Raw genomic sequence first — 16,321 nt, 5'->3', positions numbered from 1 at the left:
ATTATTTCTGATTAAGGTTATTATTTAACTCTTGAAATGTGGGGATGTGATCTAATTGAATAGTAGGGTCACCATCATACCCGACATTAAAAGCCAAGCTCTGTAAACCATTGCTTAGTATGATATAGGGGACTCGAAGGACGGAATTGTATCTAAATGCCTGATCTACCACTCCTTGGGAGAGTGATATGCTGGGAGCTTTGTATTCAATTACCATTAGGGGCTGTAGTATTGAGGAGAATACTACTGTATCACATCTGCGTTGGACCTTGCCGATGGTGATGCAGTATTCATTGGCTAAGCGAGAGGGTGGGTAGTTAAGCTTGTGTATAAGGTGGTGTACAAAGGCTTGCCTAACTCTCTCTTCGGGAGTTAATGCTACCCTTTTTTGTCGAATGGGGTCAAAAACAGTATCGTTTTTATTTTCACTCATTATACTTTTTTATATCTTTGTGGAGTAGGGGGATAATTTGATCAGCCCCTCAAGTTAATTAATACTCTATGCCGTATAGCGATAAACCACAAAATATCCTTCAGGAGATTCGTCCTGACCGCAAACCGTTCCCGATTTATATCCTGATGGGTGTGGAGGAGTACTTTACGGACAAGATAGAGAAAAAAATCCTATCTACATACATGCCTAATGAAGAAGAGCGGGACTTTAATTATACTTTGCTATATGGGTCAGGTACGAGTGTAGAAGAGATTATGACGACGTGTCGTCGTTACCCTATGGGTGGAAATAGGACAATCGTTGTCGTCCGAGAGGCACAGGCATTGATTCGTGGCGGTGAAAGTGGAGGTGGTCATTCGCTTGAGGCACTAACTACGCTGATTGATAGGCCTAATCCATATAATATATTGGTCTTGTGCATTAAGGGAGGAAAGACTATCTCTCGGCGTAGTAAGTATGTTAAGAGACTAGAGGAGTATGGCATCATAGTGAATAGTCCAGAGATTAGGGATTATCAGATAGAGCCATACATCCAACCCTTGGCACAAGAGCATGGACTGAAACTTGATTTCTCCGCCATCCAGCTGGTCGCTGAACGCATCGGTACCGATTTGACCCGTATGGATAACGAGTTTGAGAAGTTGGAGACCGCCTTGTCTCCTCAGCAGAGAACTTTGGTGACATCAGATATGATACTAAAGTACACGAGTATCAATAAGGAGTACTCTGTCTTTGATTTGAGGCGTGCATTGGCAGAAAAGAATAAAGCAAAAGCCATACAGATTGCGATGAGCCTTTCTTCAGATGAAAAGAGGGCCCCTGTGCAGATGCTTTTGCCACAATTATTTGATTATTATGCAAATCTCTTAATAGCCTTCTATACTCCTCCTCCAAAGACGGAGCAGGCTGTCATGAAGCAATTAGGGATCGATCGACCTTTCTTTGTAAAGGAATATATTCAGGGGTTGAGGAACTATGGGGCCTTTAAAGTGACTCAGATTATTAGTTACTTGAGACGATGTGATGCCCGAAGTAAGGGTATGTATGGGGAGGATGGTAGTAGTGAGGAGATCCTCATAGATCTAGTATTATTTATATTCAATTAAGAGTGAATGGGATATGAGCAAACAGAAAAGCAATGAAAAGCATCCTTTAGAGGGGTTCGAATACTGCCCAAAATGTGGTAGTAAAGAGTTTGTTGAGAATAATTTTAAGAGTAAGCGTTGTGAGGACTGTGGCTTTATATATTACCTCAATCCATCTACGGCCTGTGCATGTATCATTACTGATCGGGTCAATAATGTGTTAGTGGCGATCCGTCGTTATGATCCAGCTCAGGGTACATGGGACTTACCTGGAGGGTTTATAGACCCATTTGAGTCAGTGGAGGCTGGTATGGCTAGAGAGGTTCTAGAGGAGACTGGTATAGATGTGAAGCAAGGGACTCGTAGTGGCGTGCATAGCAAATTAAAATATCTCTTCTCGATCCCAAATGTGTACCCGTATAGCGATTTCGATGTGCATACTACTGACCTCTTTTACCATATTGAAGTAGAGTCCGTTATGCCATATGTGGGACAAGGGAGAGATGATGTTGCAGAGCTTATCGCGGTCCACTTCTCTGAGCTAGAACCAGAAAAGTTTGGCCTAGCTTCGGTCCGTCAAGCCATTAAGGCTATCAAAGAGAAGCATCTACTCTAAATGCTCAACCCTCAGTAGAGATAATTTATTATCTTTGTATGGGAAAAGGTTAAAAATACATTACATCAAGAAATAATTAAACTATGGCAGATATTTCTACGCTTTATGCTAAAAAGCTCAAACTACAAAGCCCTTTTATTGTGGCTAGCTCAGGTCTGACACAAAAAACAGAGAAAATAAAGGAGTTCGCTAATGCTGGAGCAGGTGCGATCATATTGAAATCTATTTTCGAAGAGCAATTAGAGCAAGAAATAAATTATATGAGTGAGGGAAGCGGGTACCCAGAGGCTATGGAGTACCTTAATCACTACGTCAAGAGTCATGCTCTTCAAGAGCATATCGACTTGATTAAGCAGTGTCGTAATGAAGTAGATGTGCCTATTATCGCAAGTATCAATTGCTATAAGGCTGACTCTTGGTTGGACTATGCTGGTCAATTGATTGATGCTGGTGCTGCTGCTCTAGAACTAAATGTCATGAATATCAATACGGATATGAGACAAGATTGGGGAGCCGCTGAGGCTACACTTACTGATCTAGTTCGTTCGGTACGCAAGCAGATGCCCAATACGCCTATCACTCTGAAGCTAAGTAAGTACTATACTAATATCATACGATTGGCAAATGATCTTTATTCTGCTGGTGCTGATGGACTAGTGCTATTCAATCGCTCATATATGCCTGACATTGATATCGAAAGGGAGACTATCATCAATGGTGCTGTCTTTAGTGACGCTTCAGATTATTCAAATAGTCTTCGCTACGCAGCCTTGATACATGGAGGTGTTCGTGAGTTAAGTCTATCCCTATCTACAGGAGCCCGAGACGGAAAGGATTTGATCAAGGGTATTCTAGCTGGTGCTGACGCGGTTCAATATTGTACTGCTCTATATAAGGGAGGATCAGAGGTTATTCGTAAAGCTAATGTAGAGCTTAATGAATGGATGGACAAAAAGCAGTATCATAATATTGGTGAAATAAAGGGACGCCTTGCTGCTACTAGAGTAGATCATGCTAATCTATATGAACGTTCACAATTCATGAAATACTATGCTGGTAATAATGATGCACGTCCTACTGACGTGATGAGTGCTAGCAGTCAGAATGATAAAAGCAACCTACCATACTAAGCGGTATCATATAGTAGCGATATGACCGACTCCATCGTTCCTCAGTTTCATCAACTTCTTGGGCAAGAGGAGTTAGTTCAGCATTTTGCTACTCTAAAAAAAGAGGAGCGCTTGTCCCATGCTCTCCTATTAGTTGGAGAAGATGGGAGTGAAGCGTTACCCTTAGCTTTAGCCCTTGTACGTCAGGTCCTCTGTGAGGAGACAGACGAACAAGGGCTTCCTTGTGGACATTGCCAATCCTGCAGGATGGTTGATGCTCTTGAACATCCTGATCTTACTCTTGTTTATCCTGTTGTTAGAGTCGATGATCAGACCACTTCTCTGGATTACTTTAATAGCTTTAAGGAGTTGGTCGCCACTCATAAGAGGTTTACGGAGTCGGAGTGGCGAGATATGCAGGATGCAAAAAACAAGCAGCTACAGATCATGGTGGCTGAGGCTGAGCGGCTTATCAAGGTGACATCCTTGCGTTCGTTTAAGAGTAAGCATCAGGTAATACTCGTTTGGATGCCCGAAAAGTTTAGAACCGAGACAGCTAATAAGCTATTGAAGCTACTCGAGGAACCACCAGAGGGAGTTCTTTTTATAATGGTGTCGCATCAACCACAAAAGCTATTACCCACCATTTTGAGTCGCCTTCAGAGAGTGACGGTCCCCTCAATACCAGAGCCAGTACTCATTGACTATCTTATTAATGAGGAGGGCATTTCAGAGGAAAAAGCAGTAGAGTATGGTCATCTGGCACAGGGAAACCTATACAAAGCACTCTCTTTTGCCTCGGGTGAATCTAGTGAGCTTCAGGAGATGAAGAAAGCATTGGAGTTATTGGTCTTGCCACTGAAGCGCGACCCCATCCTGTTCATGGAGCGGAGTAAAGAGATAGCTTCTCTTAATAGGCCTGATGTGCTTTCTCTTCTTAATGCAATCCCGCCGATGCTACGAGAGATCATGGCACTGAAGTATGGGAGTGCTGAGGTTGTCTATCTACCAAAAGAGTTTGCTCCTTATTGTGAAAAAGTGGCCGAGAGGCTGAATGCTCATAATATTCAGGCTTTGATGGACGACATCACTGCAGCAAGAAACGAGATAAGACAGAATGCAAATATTAAGATGGTCTTTTTTGACCTCTTTTTGAATTTTGCGATGGTATATAGTCGCCAGTCGCAGTAAATGCTTTTTATGAATATAAATGATTCCTTTTTTTTATGAGATTTGTTAGACTTATTTTTCTCGTACTCTCCGTCCTGTTCTTTATCCCGTCGTTGATAGCACAAGAAGATATCAAAGTCAGGTATAAAGGAGCTAATCTATCTATCGAAAGCAAAAAAGATAACTTCAAATTAGAGATAAAGAATCATTATTATCTAGATGCTGGAGGTTTCATCCCCGTAGCAGACTTTAATATGCTTCGGCGAGATGATAAAGAGATTGAAATGAATGGGGATGTTAATTTCTATAAGTTACAGACTCTCTTTCAAGGAAAGTTTGATCAGCATTGGGGCTATAAGTTTGAGTTTGACTATGCTAAAAGCAAGCTTCAGTACTTGAGCATGGAGCTTGATTACTATTTCAATAAAAGTAACTTTATGAGAGTCGGTAATATGAAGGTCCCCGGCTCTATGAGTATTAATCATTCCACCTCAGCAATTCTTCAGTTTACCAAGCCTATGGGGCTTTCTTTAGGATCTGGAAGACGCATGGGGCTTGCTTATTATCACACCGCTCCACGTCTTTACTATGCTCTAGGGCTCTACACTTATAATATGAATGACTTAGTGCAGAATCATCTCCATGGTGAACCTGAGTTCGCGATGGCTACACGCCTGGGCTACCAATTTATTTATAAAGACGATGAAAAGCTTTTTGCGGCTATCAATGGTTATTACTATCGCCCTCAGGATGGATTACTCCCTTTAGACTTAAAGGGTGGTATCGAAAGCAGTCTTTCCGGTCAACGCTTTGTTAGGACTATAGTACCAGAGAGTCGAAATCTCTTTAACATTGGTGCCGAGATGGCTTACCAAAAGGGTCATTTCCTAACCTATGCAGAATTACTAGGGACTAGTGTAACGACAGACCGTAGTGATAAGAATCCATTATTCTTAGGCTGGAGTGCGACAGCTACCTATGTGATCCTAGGGCAGCCCCGAGCCTATAAGTCATCAAATGGCGACTTCTCTGGTAGCCCATATACAGAGGATGATAAGGGCCTTGAAGTAGGGGCCCGTGTAAGTGGACTGTCACTCAATTCAGAGGAGTTCGTCGGTGGGTCTGGTGTCAGCTATTCCGCCTTTGTTAGCTATTGGCTGAATCGTCACCTAACCTTACTCGCTCAGGTTTCGTATCTTGATCATGCTGCTGATGCCCTTGGTGGTAATGCCTATAGTATATCCGATAGCCCATTTAGGGGAGCTGACTTCATGGCATTTCAATTGAGAGCAGCAATAGCATTTTAATATTCAATTTAGACGATTATATATGTCCATTTTTCAGGTAGATAAGCTCGCTAAGAGTTTTGGTGTATTAGACTTATTCCAGGACCTCACCTTCTATATCGAGAAGAGTCAGAAGGTAGGGCTGATAGCCCCCAATGGTGCTGGGAAGAGCACGCTCTTGAAGATTTTAGTAGGTCTAGAGTCTCAGGATAGTGGTACCATTACCACCCAAAGAGACTTACGTATCGCCTACTTGCCACAGAGCTCGGACTTCTCCAAATATCCAAATGTCTTAGCTGCATGTATTAGTGGAATACGTCCTGATTTACAGGAGGTCATACTTGAATATGAAGAAGCGGTCGGAGAGGGGGATCCAGACCGACTTACTAAAGCGATCTCAGCCATGGATGCACTTAATGGATGGGATATTGAGCAAGAGCTTACAGCCTTGCTTACGCAGTTGCAGTTAGACAACCCATTAAGGAGTACTCAGGGACTTTCAGGAGGGCAAGTGAAGCGGATTGCTCTAGCTTCGGTGTTGATAGGTAAGCCAGATCTGTTTATTTTGGATGAGCCTACTAACCACCTTGATCCCAATGTTATAGAATGGCTTGAGCAGTACCTAGCCTCTTCCAATTCAGCCCTGTTAATGGTTACCCATGATAGGTATTTTCTAGATCAAGTGTGTGATACTATTTTTGAGTTAGATGGAGGCGTTTTATATACTTACGAAGGAAATTATACCAAATACCTCGAGAAGCGAGAAGCACGTATTGAGCAGATGCAGCAGGAGCAGGCTACGCTTAGAAATCTTTATCGTACGGAATTAGACTGGATGAGGCGAATGCCACAGGCTCGTGGTACTAAGGCAAAGTATCGTAAGGATGCCTTTCACGAAATCGAAGGAAAGTTACAAACCATCTCCGATCACACTGGACCGAAGCTGGAGAGTGATAGTGTATATATTGGCAAGAAGATATTCGAGGCCGAGCATATCGCGAAGAGCTATGGAGAGCTTCAGGTCATCAAGGACTTTACTTATTCCTTTGCTCGTCGTGATAGGGTGGGCGTCGTAGGGCCTAATGGTGCTGGAAAGACTACTCTGATTAACCTCATCATGGGGAATCTTGAGCCAACTTCTGGGAGTATCGAGGTCGGTGAGACTGTCAAGTTTGGCTATTTCTCACAGATTCCTCCTTCTTTTCCCGAGGATAAAAAGGTTCTGGACGTTGTAACTGACATTGCGGAGCATATTCAGGGTAAGAAAGGCGAGCAAGTAAGTGCAATGCAATTGCTCAATAGGTTCCTTTTTCCTCCTAAGCGGCAGCAGGATTATGTGGCAAAGTTGAGTGGGGGTGAGCGAAGACGGTTACAGCTATGTACTGTGTTGATGACTTCACCTAATTTCCTAGTCTTAGATGAGCCCACAAATGACCTCGACATTCCTACTCTGCAAGTCTTGGAGGACTATCTCAGTGACTTTGATGGCTGCATATTAGTGGTCTCACACGACCGTTACTTTATGGATCGTGTGGCTGATCATCTTTTTGTTCTTGATGGTAATGGCTTTGTTAGGGACTATCCTGGTAACTATACCGACTATCGCCAGACTAAGATAAGAGAGGGAAATGCTAGGAAAAGAGAAGAGTCAGATCGGAAAACAAGCGATGATACGGTCAAGGACTCTGTGACAACATGGAAGCAGGAAAAGAAGAAAAAGGGGCTCTCATTCAAGGAGAACAAAGAGTTTGAAGCCCTGACCGCTAAGATTCCTGAGATTCAAGAGCGTTTGGATGAGATGGAAGGGCGTATGTCTACTGGGCAGCTTTCCGCGGAAGACTTGCTGTCGGTTGGAGATGAATACGCCAAGCTTAAAGACGAGCTAGATAATGCAGAGATGCGTTGGCTGGAACTTTCAGAAATTGCGGAAGAATAATATCTATTTTTTGTATCTTGGCATAAAATAAAGTAAACTAATTGTTTTACAATAATTTGATACCTATGAAAAAGTTTTTAATGATTTGTGCCATAATGTTGGCAGCCGTTACTAGCTATGCTAATTGTGAAAATGTAATGGACGAAGCAGTGCCTGAGCGTGTTTATGCAGATGACGATGATGCTAAGGTGAGTCCTGTGAGTTATTCCATAGATCTTGGTGATGTTACAAATAAAAGCGATGAGGAGATAGAGAAAAGTATTGAGAGCGTCTTTGATGACTTACTCGCCGACTCGGAGGAAAAGTGTACTTTGAGGCTTTCTGCAACCATCGTTAAGGGTGAATTAAGCTACAAGATTTCAATAAAGTGCAGTGGTAAAGCTAAAAAAGTCCGTGAAGAGGCTAAGGATATGTTTATCGGATTGGTCCTCTTATCCACCGTCAGTGATTAGTGATGGTGGTAATGGCATAGTATAACTGTATTTTGATAAATAATAGGGGGTGCGTCATGGTATGTTTCATGACGCACCCTCTTTCTGTATCGCAATTATTGTGACCCAAGAATTCTTATTGAACCTTTATGCAATCACTCTAAAGCACTTCGTGCATACCATTCCACTACGCTCAGCCTCGATGTTTCTATGGAGGAGTACTGTTATTTCATTCTCAGCGACAACTCACGAGGTAGAGATGTCTAAATAATCATCGCAACTCAAGCTACCATGAGTCTCTTAATATATTGACTAACTTCAAAAACCTTCAAGTCTTTACTCTGAATCATTGGTCTATGTGATACTCTCTTTTAACAGAATTCATTAAGTTTGTGGATAAATTGTACTAATCATTGAAAACAGAAATAAAATGAAACGTTTTTGGACCACACTACTCCTACTACTTCCTTTAGTAGGTTTTGCTCAGAACAAGAAGTCTTTTACCATAGAAGAGCTAACTCCAGGAGCTCGGGAATATTGGGCTCTCACACCGTCTATACCCGATGACATTAATAATCTCCCTGCACCTCTCGAGATGAAAAATGGACGGATAACATTCAAGAGAAGTGAGAAAAGTTATCACGAAAAGATTGCAGACTTCCCATCTGCTCCAAAGCAGTGGACCGAAAAAATTCTAAGCCCTAATGAGGAGTATCTTATCTTGCTCGACGGCAAAGACATCGCCCTAATGGATAAGGAGGGGAACATAAAATCTGTAACAAGTGATGGTTGTCTAGACATAGTGAATGGTCAGGCTGCCCATCAGAGAGAGTTTGGTATCTCTGGTGGTGTATTCTTATCCCCAAGTGGCAAGAAGTTTGCCTATTACAGGATGGATCAATCCATGGTGGAGTCCTACCCTATCGTAAGAACTACAAAAAACAATGCCATTCATGATCCTATCAAATACCCAATGGCTGGTAAGAGGAGCCACGAAGTTAAAGTAAACATCTATGATGTGGAGAGTGCTAGCATCGTCACCTTGAAGACTGGCGAGCCGCTGGATCGTTTCTTTACCAATATTGCATGGACCCCAGATGAAAAATCTCTATTCATAGACGAAGTGAATAGAGCTCAGAATAGATGCGAATTAAGAGAATATTCTGTAAATGATGGAACCTTGATAAATACACTTATAGTCGAGGAGAATGACAAATATATCGAGCCTCAGACCCCTACTTATTTCTTAAAAGATAGTTCAAATCGCTTCATTCGTGTAACTCGCCGTGATGGATATAACCACTTATACTTATATGGTCGCGATGGAAAGCTTCAGAAGCAATTGACCAAAGGAGAGTGGGAGGTATTGGACTTCTTGGGTACAGATCCAGACTCCAAGTATGCCTACTTTATCTCAAATAAAGATTATATCATGGGGAGAGATCTTTATCGAGTAGCCTTAAAAAATGGAAAGCTAGAAAGATTAACCTCAGGTGATGGCACTCACCGTATCCAGATGTCGGAGGGTTTTGACTATGCGTTTGATACCTTTACTAATCACGATACGCCTCAGGTAGGTACTCTTATAACATTGGGAAAAAAAGTTGGTAGGCAAGAGATTTATCGCTCAGCAGATCCTCTGAAGGACTTCGTGAAGCCAGAAGTAAGGCTAGGAACCCTAAAGAGTCCTGAGGGATACGATCTTTACTACAAGATGACCTTACCCCCAGATCTGGATGAGACAAAAAAGTACCCCGTCGTCCTCTACGTTTATGGTGGACCTCATGCCCAATTAGTTACTGATACATGGAATGGTCTTCGTATGGGCTGGGATACCTATATGGCACAGGAAGGATACATTGTATTCACTATTGATAATAGAGGTTCAGCCAATAGAGGAATGGCATTTGAGAGTGTGACACATCGTCAATTGGGAACTGTAGAAATGGAGGACCAGATGATTGGAATCGATTACCTCCGTTCTCTCCCATACATTGATAGTGACCGTATAGGAGTCTATGGCTGGAGCTTCGGGGGATTCATGACGACAAACTTAATGCTTACACATTCAGATACGTTCAAGGTGGGTGTAGCAGGTGGCCCCGTCATGGATTGGGGATACTACGAGATTATGTATGGAGAGCGTTATATGGACACTCCACAAGAGAACCCAGAGGGCTATGCTAAGAATAGACTGACTGATAGAGCTGGCGATCTCAAAGGGCGATTGCTCTTAATCCACGGAAGTGTGGATCCTGTTGTGGTGCTCCAACACTCGTTCCGCTTCTTAGAAGCATCGGTTAAGGCTGGAACGCTACCCGACTACATGATTTATCCAAATGAAGAACACAATGTTAGAGGACAGGACCGCGTCCATCTGCATCGTGTCATTTGTAGATACTTTGATGATCACCTTAAATAAAATACACACATGATGAATAGTTTAGTCATTGGTAGTGGGGGTAGAGAGCAAGCCATCGCATGGAAGGTAGCTCAGAGCCCGCTCATCAATAAGGTTTTTATAGCTCCAGGAAATGGTGCCCAACAAGATAAGTGCTCTAATGTGGCACTCCATATAGATAACTTTGAGGAGGTTGCTCACTTTATTAAAGAGAATGACATTCAGCTCGTGGTGGTTGGTCCAGAGCAACCATTAGTAGAGGGAATTGTAGATTATCTAGGTGGCGTACAGGGTCTGGAGAAGCTTCACATCGTAGGCCCTTCTAAAGCGGGAGCTATGCTAGAAGGAAGTAAGGACTTTGCCAAAGCATTCATGGAGCGATACGACATACCAACAGCGAAGTACCGTACCTTTACTAATGAGACTTTAGAGGAAGGTCTTAAGTATCTGGAGACCGAGGAGAAGGCTCCTTATGTTCTTAAGGCTGACGGGCTAGCTGCAGGGAAAGGCGTAGTTATACTCGATACCCTAGAGGCTGCTCAGCGTGAAATGAGAGAGATGCTGGGTGGCAAATTTGGCACAGCAGGCTCTAGCGTCGTTGTAGAGACCTATCTTTCTGGAATTGAGTGCTCTGTTTTTGTCCTAACCGATGGAGAGGACTATCTCATGCTTCCTTGTGCAAAAGATTATAAGAGAATCGGTGAGGGCGATACGGGACTAAATACAGGTGGCATGGGAGCAGTGTCTCCTGTCCCATTCGCAAATGATCTCTTCATCGAAAAGGTAGAGGAGTGCATCATCAAGCCAACCATTCAAGGTATCCAAGAGGAGGGTATTGACTACAAAGGGTTTATCTTCATCGGATTAATGAATGTTGGGGGCGACCCTTATGTCATTGAGTATAACTGTCGCATGGGTGATCCAGAGACAGAGGTTGTTATGCCTAGAATTGGAGATGACCTAGTGCCTGCCTTGCTAGCTCTGAGAGATCAGAGACTTAAGGGCATCAAGCCTCTTAACTTACTGAAGCAGGTCGCCACTACTGTCGTCGCAGTGTCGGGAGGTTATCCCGAAGGCTATGAGAAAGGGGCCATCATTGAAGGCTTAGACGAAGAGGGACAGCAGACTCATATCTTCCATATGGGGACGAAGCGAGAGGGAGAAAAGATTCTCACCAATGGTGGTCGAGTCCTTGCCGTAACAGCATTAGGAGATACCCTTCCTGAAGCCCTTAATCGCTCTTACAAAAGACTAGACCTTATTAAATATGATGGCATTACTTTTCGAAAGGATATAGGACAGGATCTACTGAATCTTTAATGTTAGGAGCTATACTCTATAACCTTATTCCAAGTGCCAAAGGATCTTTTTCACTACTGTTAGAGCAGTGGTGGCTCATGCCCATCCTCATCATCTCCTCTATCATCTTATTATGGCGACACACTACACTCGCCTACGGAGATATTAGAGTGAAAAATGGCTGGAGGATAACACTGTCCATAATACTACTGCTGATCACCCCATACTTCTTTGGGGTGACAGCAGGTAATATGGCTCACATTCAGCTACTGTTAGTCATCTTACTCATGGATCGATTTGTGAGTTCCATCTCCGTTCGTCGTTCCACTTTTTTTCTATTTGACGTAGGGTTTCTCATCGGACTATTGAGTATGCTTCACCCAGTGTACCTATTATTTATTCCATACTTTATCATTAAGTATCATCAGTTAGATATAGGTTCTACCCCTCATATCACAGCACAGATATTGGGGACTATCACAGTCTGGGTCTTGTATCTTTTTATTTTTTCAGAGCCTAATACAGATAGCATTTATAGTGCACTTTCCCAAAAGATTGCTCCACTATTATCACCAAAACTACCTACGCTCCTTGATCTCCCAATGTTATTGGGACTGATGCTTTTTCTAGGCTCTATGATGATTCTTTTTTTTAGCATCTATCGAGGGAGCATTAGTAGGGTCCGCTACCTTTATCTGTCACACCTCAGATTTGCTTGGTTCATATTCCTTATAAATCTCATTTACGGTTCGGGGAAGATACTTCTCTCTGCCAGCCTCATGTTGATTATTCTCTTTTTCCCAGCTACTCCAGCTTTATATTTTAGTGCTAGTAGAAGGACATCACGACAACACAACATGATATTCTTTTTGATCTCACTTCTTTTCGCCATGCTTGCATATTGGAGAGGAGTACAAATCCAAATTCACACCATCCAATAAAGATATAATCTATGCTTGACCTTTTGATCGAATATGGCTACATAGGAGTATTTATCGCTGCCTTCTTAGCCGCCACTATATTACCATTCAGCTCGGAAGTGGTTATGAGTGGTGTGTTACTAGCAGGTGCTGATTACTGGACTGTTCTTATTGCAGCAACCATTGGTAACGTACTCGGGGGGATGACATGCTACTGGCTAGGAACTCTAGGCAAGCAAGAATGGATCGTGAAGTACCTCAAAATGAAACCAGAGAAGCTGGATAAGTGGGTGCAGTGGCTGAATGGGAAAGGGTCGTGGATGGCCTTCTGGGTATTCCTACCAGGCGTGGGTGACTTTTTTGCGGTGGCATTAGGGCTGCTCCGAGCCAATCCATGGAGTGTACTTGCATGGATGTCGGCAGGAAAATTTCTCAGGTACCTATTTATCGGAGAAGCTTTTACGATAATCTTTGAAGCTATCAAGTCAGCCTTGTAATTTTTTATCTAAGACATCGTTACTCGCCGATATTCATGGTGTTAGGCCCAGTATAATTCGAATCTTATCACTATATTTGTGAAAAGAGACCAATTAATAATAAAAACTAACACATTATGGAAAGACAAGAAAAGGAGAGACTAACATCATTGGGATTTGACACATTGGCAGTACATGGAAGTGCACACAAAAATCCCTTCGGAGCACTATCTACACCAATATACCAAACCTCTACGTTTGTTTTTGATAGTGCAGAACAGGGTGGACGCCGTTTTGCACTAGAGGAAGATGGGTATATATACTCAAGACTTGGGAATCCAACCTGCACACAAGTTGAAGAAAAGTTGGCTCTTCTAGAGGGAGCAGAAGCTGCAGTGAGTACTGCATCTGGAATTGGAGCTATTACATCAGCATTATGGGTGTTGGTACAAAAAGGGGATCATATAGTAGCACAAAAGACCCTCTACGGATGTACCTACGCATTCCTTAGCCATGGACTTTCGCGATACGGTGTAGATGTGACCTTTATAGACATGAACGATGAGCAGGCGTTAAGAGATGCCATCCAACCAAATACTAAGGTGGTGTATTTTGAGTCCCCAGCAAACCCTACCATGGAGATGGTGGATATAGAAGCGGTATCAAAGATTGCTCATGAGCAGGAGGGTATTACCGTGATGGTAGATAATACCTACTGTACCCCATACATTTGTCGTCCTCTTGAATATGGTGCAGATGTAGTGGTCCACTCTGCAACAAAATATCTTAATGGTCATGGAGATGTGATAGCAGGGTTCGTTGTCGGATCAGAGGAGTATATCAAAGAAGTACGACTAGTGGGAATCAAAGACCTTACAGGTGCTTCACTCGGACCACTTGAAGCCTTCCTTATTAATCGAGGGATGAAAACCCTCTCTATTCGTATGGATCGCCATTCAGAAAATGCACAAAAGGTAGCTGAATATCTAATGGAGCATGATAAGGTGGTGAGCGTAGAATATCCTGGACTTAAAAATTTCCCACAAAGAGCACTAGCAGAAAAGCAGATGAAGCTACCTGGTGGTATGATTTCATTTGAACTTCATGGGGGAAAAGAAGCAGGTAAGCGACTTTTGAATGCCTGTAAGCTATGTTCGGTAGCTGTTAGCCTTGGTGACACCGAGACCCTTATACAGCACCCAGCTAGTATGACCCACTCACCATATACACCTGAAGAGTGTGCTGCAGCAGGTATATCACAAGGATTAGTTCGCCTTTCCGTAGGTCTTGAGAACGTAGAAGATATCATTGCTGATCTAGAACAAGCACTTGAGCAGGCATAATAACCTACAAAAAGCCTAAAAAAGAGTCACACCACGGTGTGACTCTTTTTTTTAGCCAAGTCTATTTAAGTACTCTCAACGGATTGTAAGGGTGCCTTCAAAATATTGTACGGTTACTGAACTTGCTTACAAAAGTTATACCGGCATTATCCACGCATAGTACCGGTATAACACTTGCCCCTTTTGATTATTCTGAGTCATTAAAATATGTGTCTAACTCATTATGATTCAATTAATTGAATGTAATGAATCATTGGACTCTCATCAAGATGCTTTCTCAGGTTACTCAATTATATGTATCCTTCTTTCAGTACTATAGTCTGGCACAGCTCCCAACTCCTTAAGCCATTCTATGGTAGCATCTGCAGTAGTTACGTACAGGCTTTTACCTTTTTCTTTATGAGGAAACTTATATACAGTAGCCATATAGTTATTTATTACCACCTTATAGCTTTTGTTTAGGTCCATGGGTTTATCATCTACCGTCAGTAGCTCTACATCTTTGACTTTCACGATCTCATCTCCCTCTTTTTCCATCTGATATCTTACATGCATTCCCGAAGGGATCAAGGGTGATACGCCATCTAGCTGTACCGCATTTAGGATGAGTTCACGTATCTCTGCACCAGTTAATTCATAGGCTATAATCTCATTTCCAAATGGATCTAGGGTATATATATCCATCATCGAAACATCGCCCTTAGGAAGGAAATTGATACGCACACCCCCAGGATTGATCACCGCTATATCAGCTTCACCCTTCGTCCTTTGTGCATCAACCATCAGGTATCCCAACTGCTCCTTGCCTTTTAGGCTCCTCTCTGTGGTAGCAATCTTTACATCTAGCCCTGAATTAGCAATAAGTGTATCCACCATAGCCCGAACCTCAGGATTTTCTTTGCCAGTATTGGGGATAGGGATCAGTTGATACGCATACTCTTTTCGCCGATCTGGATAAATGGTGATGGTAATGAATGAAGCGTACTTCAATTTATTTTGAGCTTGAGTAATACGGATACCATTATGCTCGTGGAACCTATCCAGCTTCGTGTGAGAGTGCCCTCCAATGATCAAATCTGCTGCTCCAGTAGGCAAGGCATTAGCGAGCTTTATATCCTCATTGAAGCCATAATGATTAAGATAGATAAATAAATCATTACCCTCACGTAATGCTTGATACTCCTTTTTGGCAGTTTCCACAGCATCTAGGAATGTAAATCCCTTAGTATTCGAAGGGTGAGAATCTGGATAACCACTACTATTGATGTATAGAACTGAAGAAAAAGCAACTCGTAAGCCATTCGGCATCACAAATACCTTATTTCTCTTTAAGGGGTGTGTGTCATCTTTGTACACCGCATTTGCACATATATAGTCGAAGTCAGAAGCTTCAAAGTTCTTGATCATCTGCTCCGCAGTTACATCGAACTCGTGATTTCCTAGAGCAGATAGGTTGAACCCTAGCTTGTTCATCAACCATATCATAGGCATCCCTTTCTCAGGGTATTGGTCATTGACAGGATTTCCGGTCTGATTATCCCCACCTGATACCAATAACATATCTGGATATATAGCCCTTAAGCTATCTGCAATATAGGCAAGTCGGGGAAAATGTTCAATAGCAGCGTGTATATCATTTACTGCTAATATTTGCAACTGACGAGGCTCATTATCTCTAACAGCTACTGTGTGACGTGATGAGACACCACAACTCGAATAAAAGAGGACAAGCGTAATAGAGTAAATAGCAAATCCCCATTTCAAAAAACTCTTCTTCATGATGATTGATTTATAT

The 16,321-nt window shown here is 42.5% G+C and carries 14 protein-coding genes; 12 read left to right on the top strand and 2 right to left on the bottom strand.

Annotation, left to right across the window (positions count from 1 at the left end; all coding sequences use genetic code 11):
* Nucleotide 1: 1 nt before the first annotated feature.
* A complete protein-coding gene (locus QYZ87_08120; protein MDN4754487.1) occupies nt 2–433 on the bottom strand; it encodes a type I restriction enzyme HsdR N-terminal domain-containing protein in 432 nt (143 codons plus the stop codon).
* 68 nt (nt 434–501) lie between these two features.
* On the opposite strand from QYZ87_08120, the gene holA reads away from it, so the two are divergent.
* The 12 genes from holA (at nt 502) to megL (ending at nt 14,526) form a co-directional block, all read left to right on the top strand.
* On the top strand, nt 502–1,560 hold the full coding sequence (gene holA, locus QYZ87_08115; GenBank protein ID MDN4754486.1) for a DNA polymerase III subunit delta: 1,059 nt from the start codon (nt 502–504) through the stop codon (nt 1,558–1,560).
* Between the two features lie 13 nt (nt 1,561–1,573).
* Nucleotides 1,574–2,155: an NUDIX domain-containing protein gene (locus tag QYZ87_08110; GenBank protein ID MDN4754485.1), complete on the top strand. Its 582-nt coding sequence runs from the start codon at nt 1,574–1,576 to the stop codon at nt 2,153–2,155.
* 83 nt (nt 2,156–2,238) lie between these two features.
* Nucleotides 2,239–3,285 carry a dihydroorotate dehydrogenase-like protein gene (locus QYZ87_08105; protein ID MDN4754484.1) on the top strand — a complete coding sequence of 349 codons (1,047 nt, stop codon included), beginning with the start codon at nt 2,239–2,241 and terminating at the stop codon, nt 3,283–3,285.
* Nucleotides 3,286–3,306: 21 nt separating this feature from the next.
* Nucleotides 3,307–4,455 (top strand): hypothetical protein, encoded by a 1,149-nt coding sequence (locus tag QYZ87_08100; GenBank protein ID MDN4754483.1) that lies wholly within the window; start codon nt 3,307–3,309, stop codon nt 4,453–4,455.
* A 35-nt stretch (nt 4,456–4,490) separates the two neighbouring features.
* The gene (locus QYZ87_08095) at nt 4,491–5,741 is read left to right on the top strand and encodes a porin (protein MDN4754482.1); all 1,251 of its coding nucleotides are present in this window, start codon (nt 4,491–4,493) and stop codon (nt 5,739–5,741) included.
* 22 nt (nt 5,742–5,763) lie between these two features.
* Nucleotides 5,764–7,656, top strand: a complete 1,893-nt coding sequence (locus QYZ87_08090) for an ABC-F family ATP-binding cassette domain-containing protein (GenBank protein MDN4754481.1) — start codon at nt 5,764–5,766, stop codon at nt 7,654–7,656.
* Between the two features lie 65 nt (nt 7,657–7,721).
* A complete protein-coding gene (locus QYZ87_08085) occupies nt 7,722–8,108 on the top strand; it encodes a hypothetical protein (protein ID MDN4754480.1) in 387 nt (128 codons plus the stop codon).
* Nucleotides 8,109–8,517: 409 nt separating this feature from the next.
* The gene (locus QYZ87_08080; protein MDN4754479.1) at nt 8,518–10,509 is read left to right on the top strand and encodes a DPP IV N-terminal domain-containing protein; all 1,992 of its coding nucleotides are present in this window, start codon (nt 8,518–8,520) and stop codon (nt 10,507–10,509) included.
* Nucleotides 10,510–10,521: 12 nt separating this feature from the next.
* Nucleotides 10,522–11,808: a phosphoribosylamine--glycine ligase gene (gene purD / locus QYZ87_08075; GenBank protein MDN4754478.1), complete on the top strand. Its 1,287-nt coding sequence runs from the start codon at nt 10,522–10,524 to the stop codon at nt 11,806–11,808.
* Nucleotides 11,808–12,728, top strand: a complete 921-nt coding sequence (locus QYZ87_08070; protein MDN4754477.1) for a hypothetical protein — start codon at nt 11,808–11,810, stop codon at nt 12,726–12,728. The genes purD and QYZ87_08070 overlap by 1 nt, the downstream gene beginning before the upstream one ends.
* Before the next feature lie 11 nt (nt 12,729–12,739).
* The gene (locus tag QYZ87_08065) at nt 12,740–13,204 is read left to right on the top strand and encodes a VTT domain-containing protein (GenBank protein ID MDN4754476.1); all 465 of its coding nucleotides are present in this window, start codon (nt 12,740–12,742) and stop codon (nt 13,202–13,204) included.
* A 116-nt stretch (nt 13,205–13,320) separates the two neighbouring features.
* On the top strand, nt 13,321–14,526 hold the full coding sequence (megL, locus tag QYZ87_08060) for a methionine gamma-lyase (GenBank protein MDN4754475.1): 1,206 nt from the start codon (nt 13,321–13,323) through the stop codon (nt 14,524–14,526).
* 282 nt (nt 14,527–14,808) lie between these two features.
* Here the strand turns inward: megL and QYZ87_08055 are convergent, their stop codons facing one another.
* Nucleotides 14,809–16,305 (bottom strand): bifunctional UDP-sugar hydrolase/5'-nucleotidase, encoded by a 1,497-nt coding sequence (locus QYZ87_08055; GenBank protein ID MDN4754474.1) that lies wholly within the window; start codon nt 16,303–16,305, stop codon nt 14,809–14,811.
* Nucleotides 16,306–16,321: the final 16 nt, after the last annotated feature.

Source organism: Porphyromonadaceae bacterium W3.11 (genome assembly GCA_030434245.1).
GTDB lineage: Bacteria > Bacteroidota > Bacteroidia > Bacteroidales > Porphyromonadaceae > Porphyromonas_A.
Note: the sequence above shows the minus strand (reverse complement) of the source record. Positions and strands in the feature narration are given on the sequence as shown.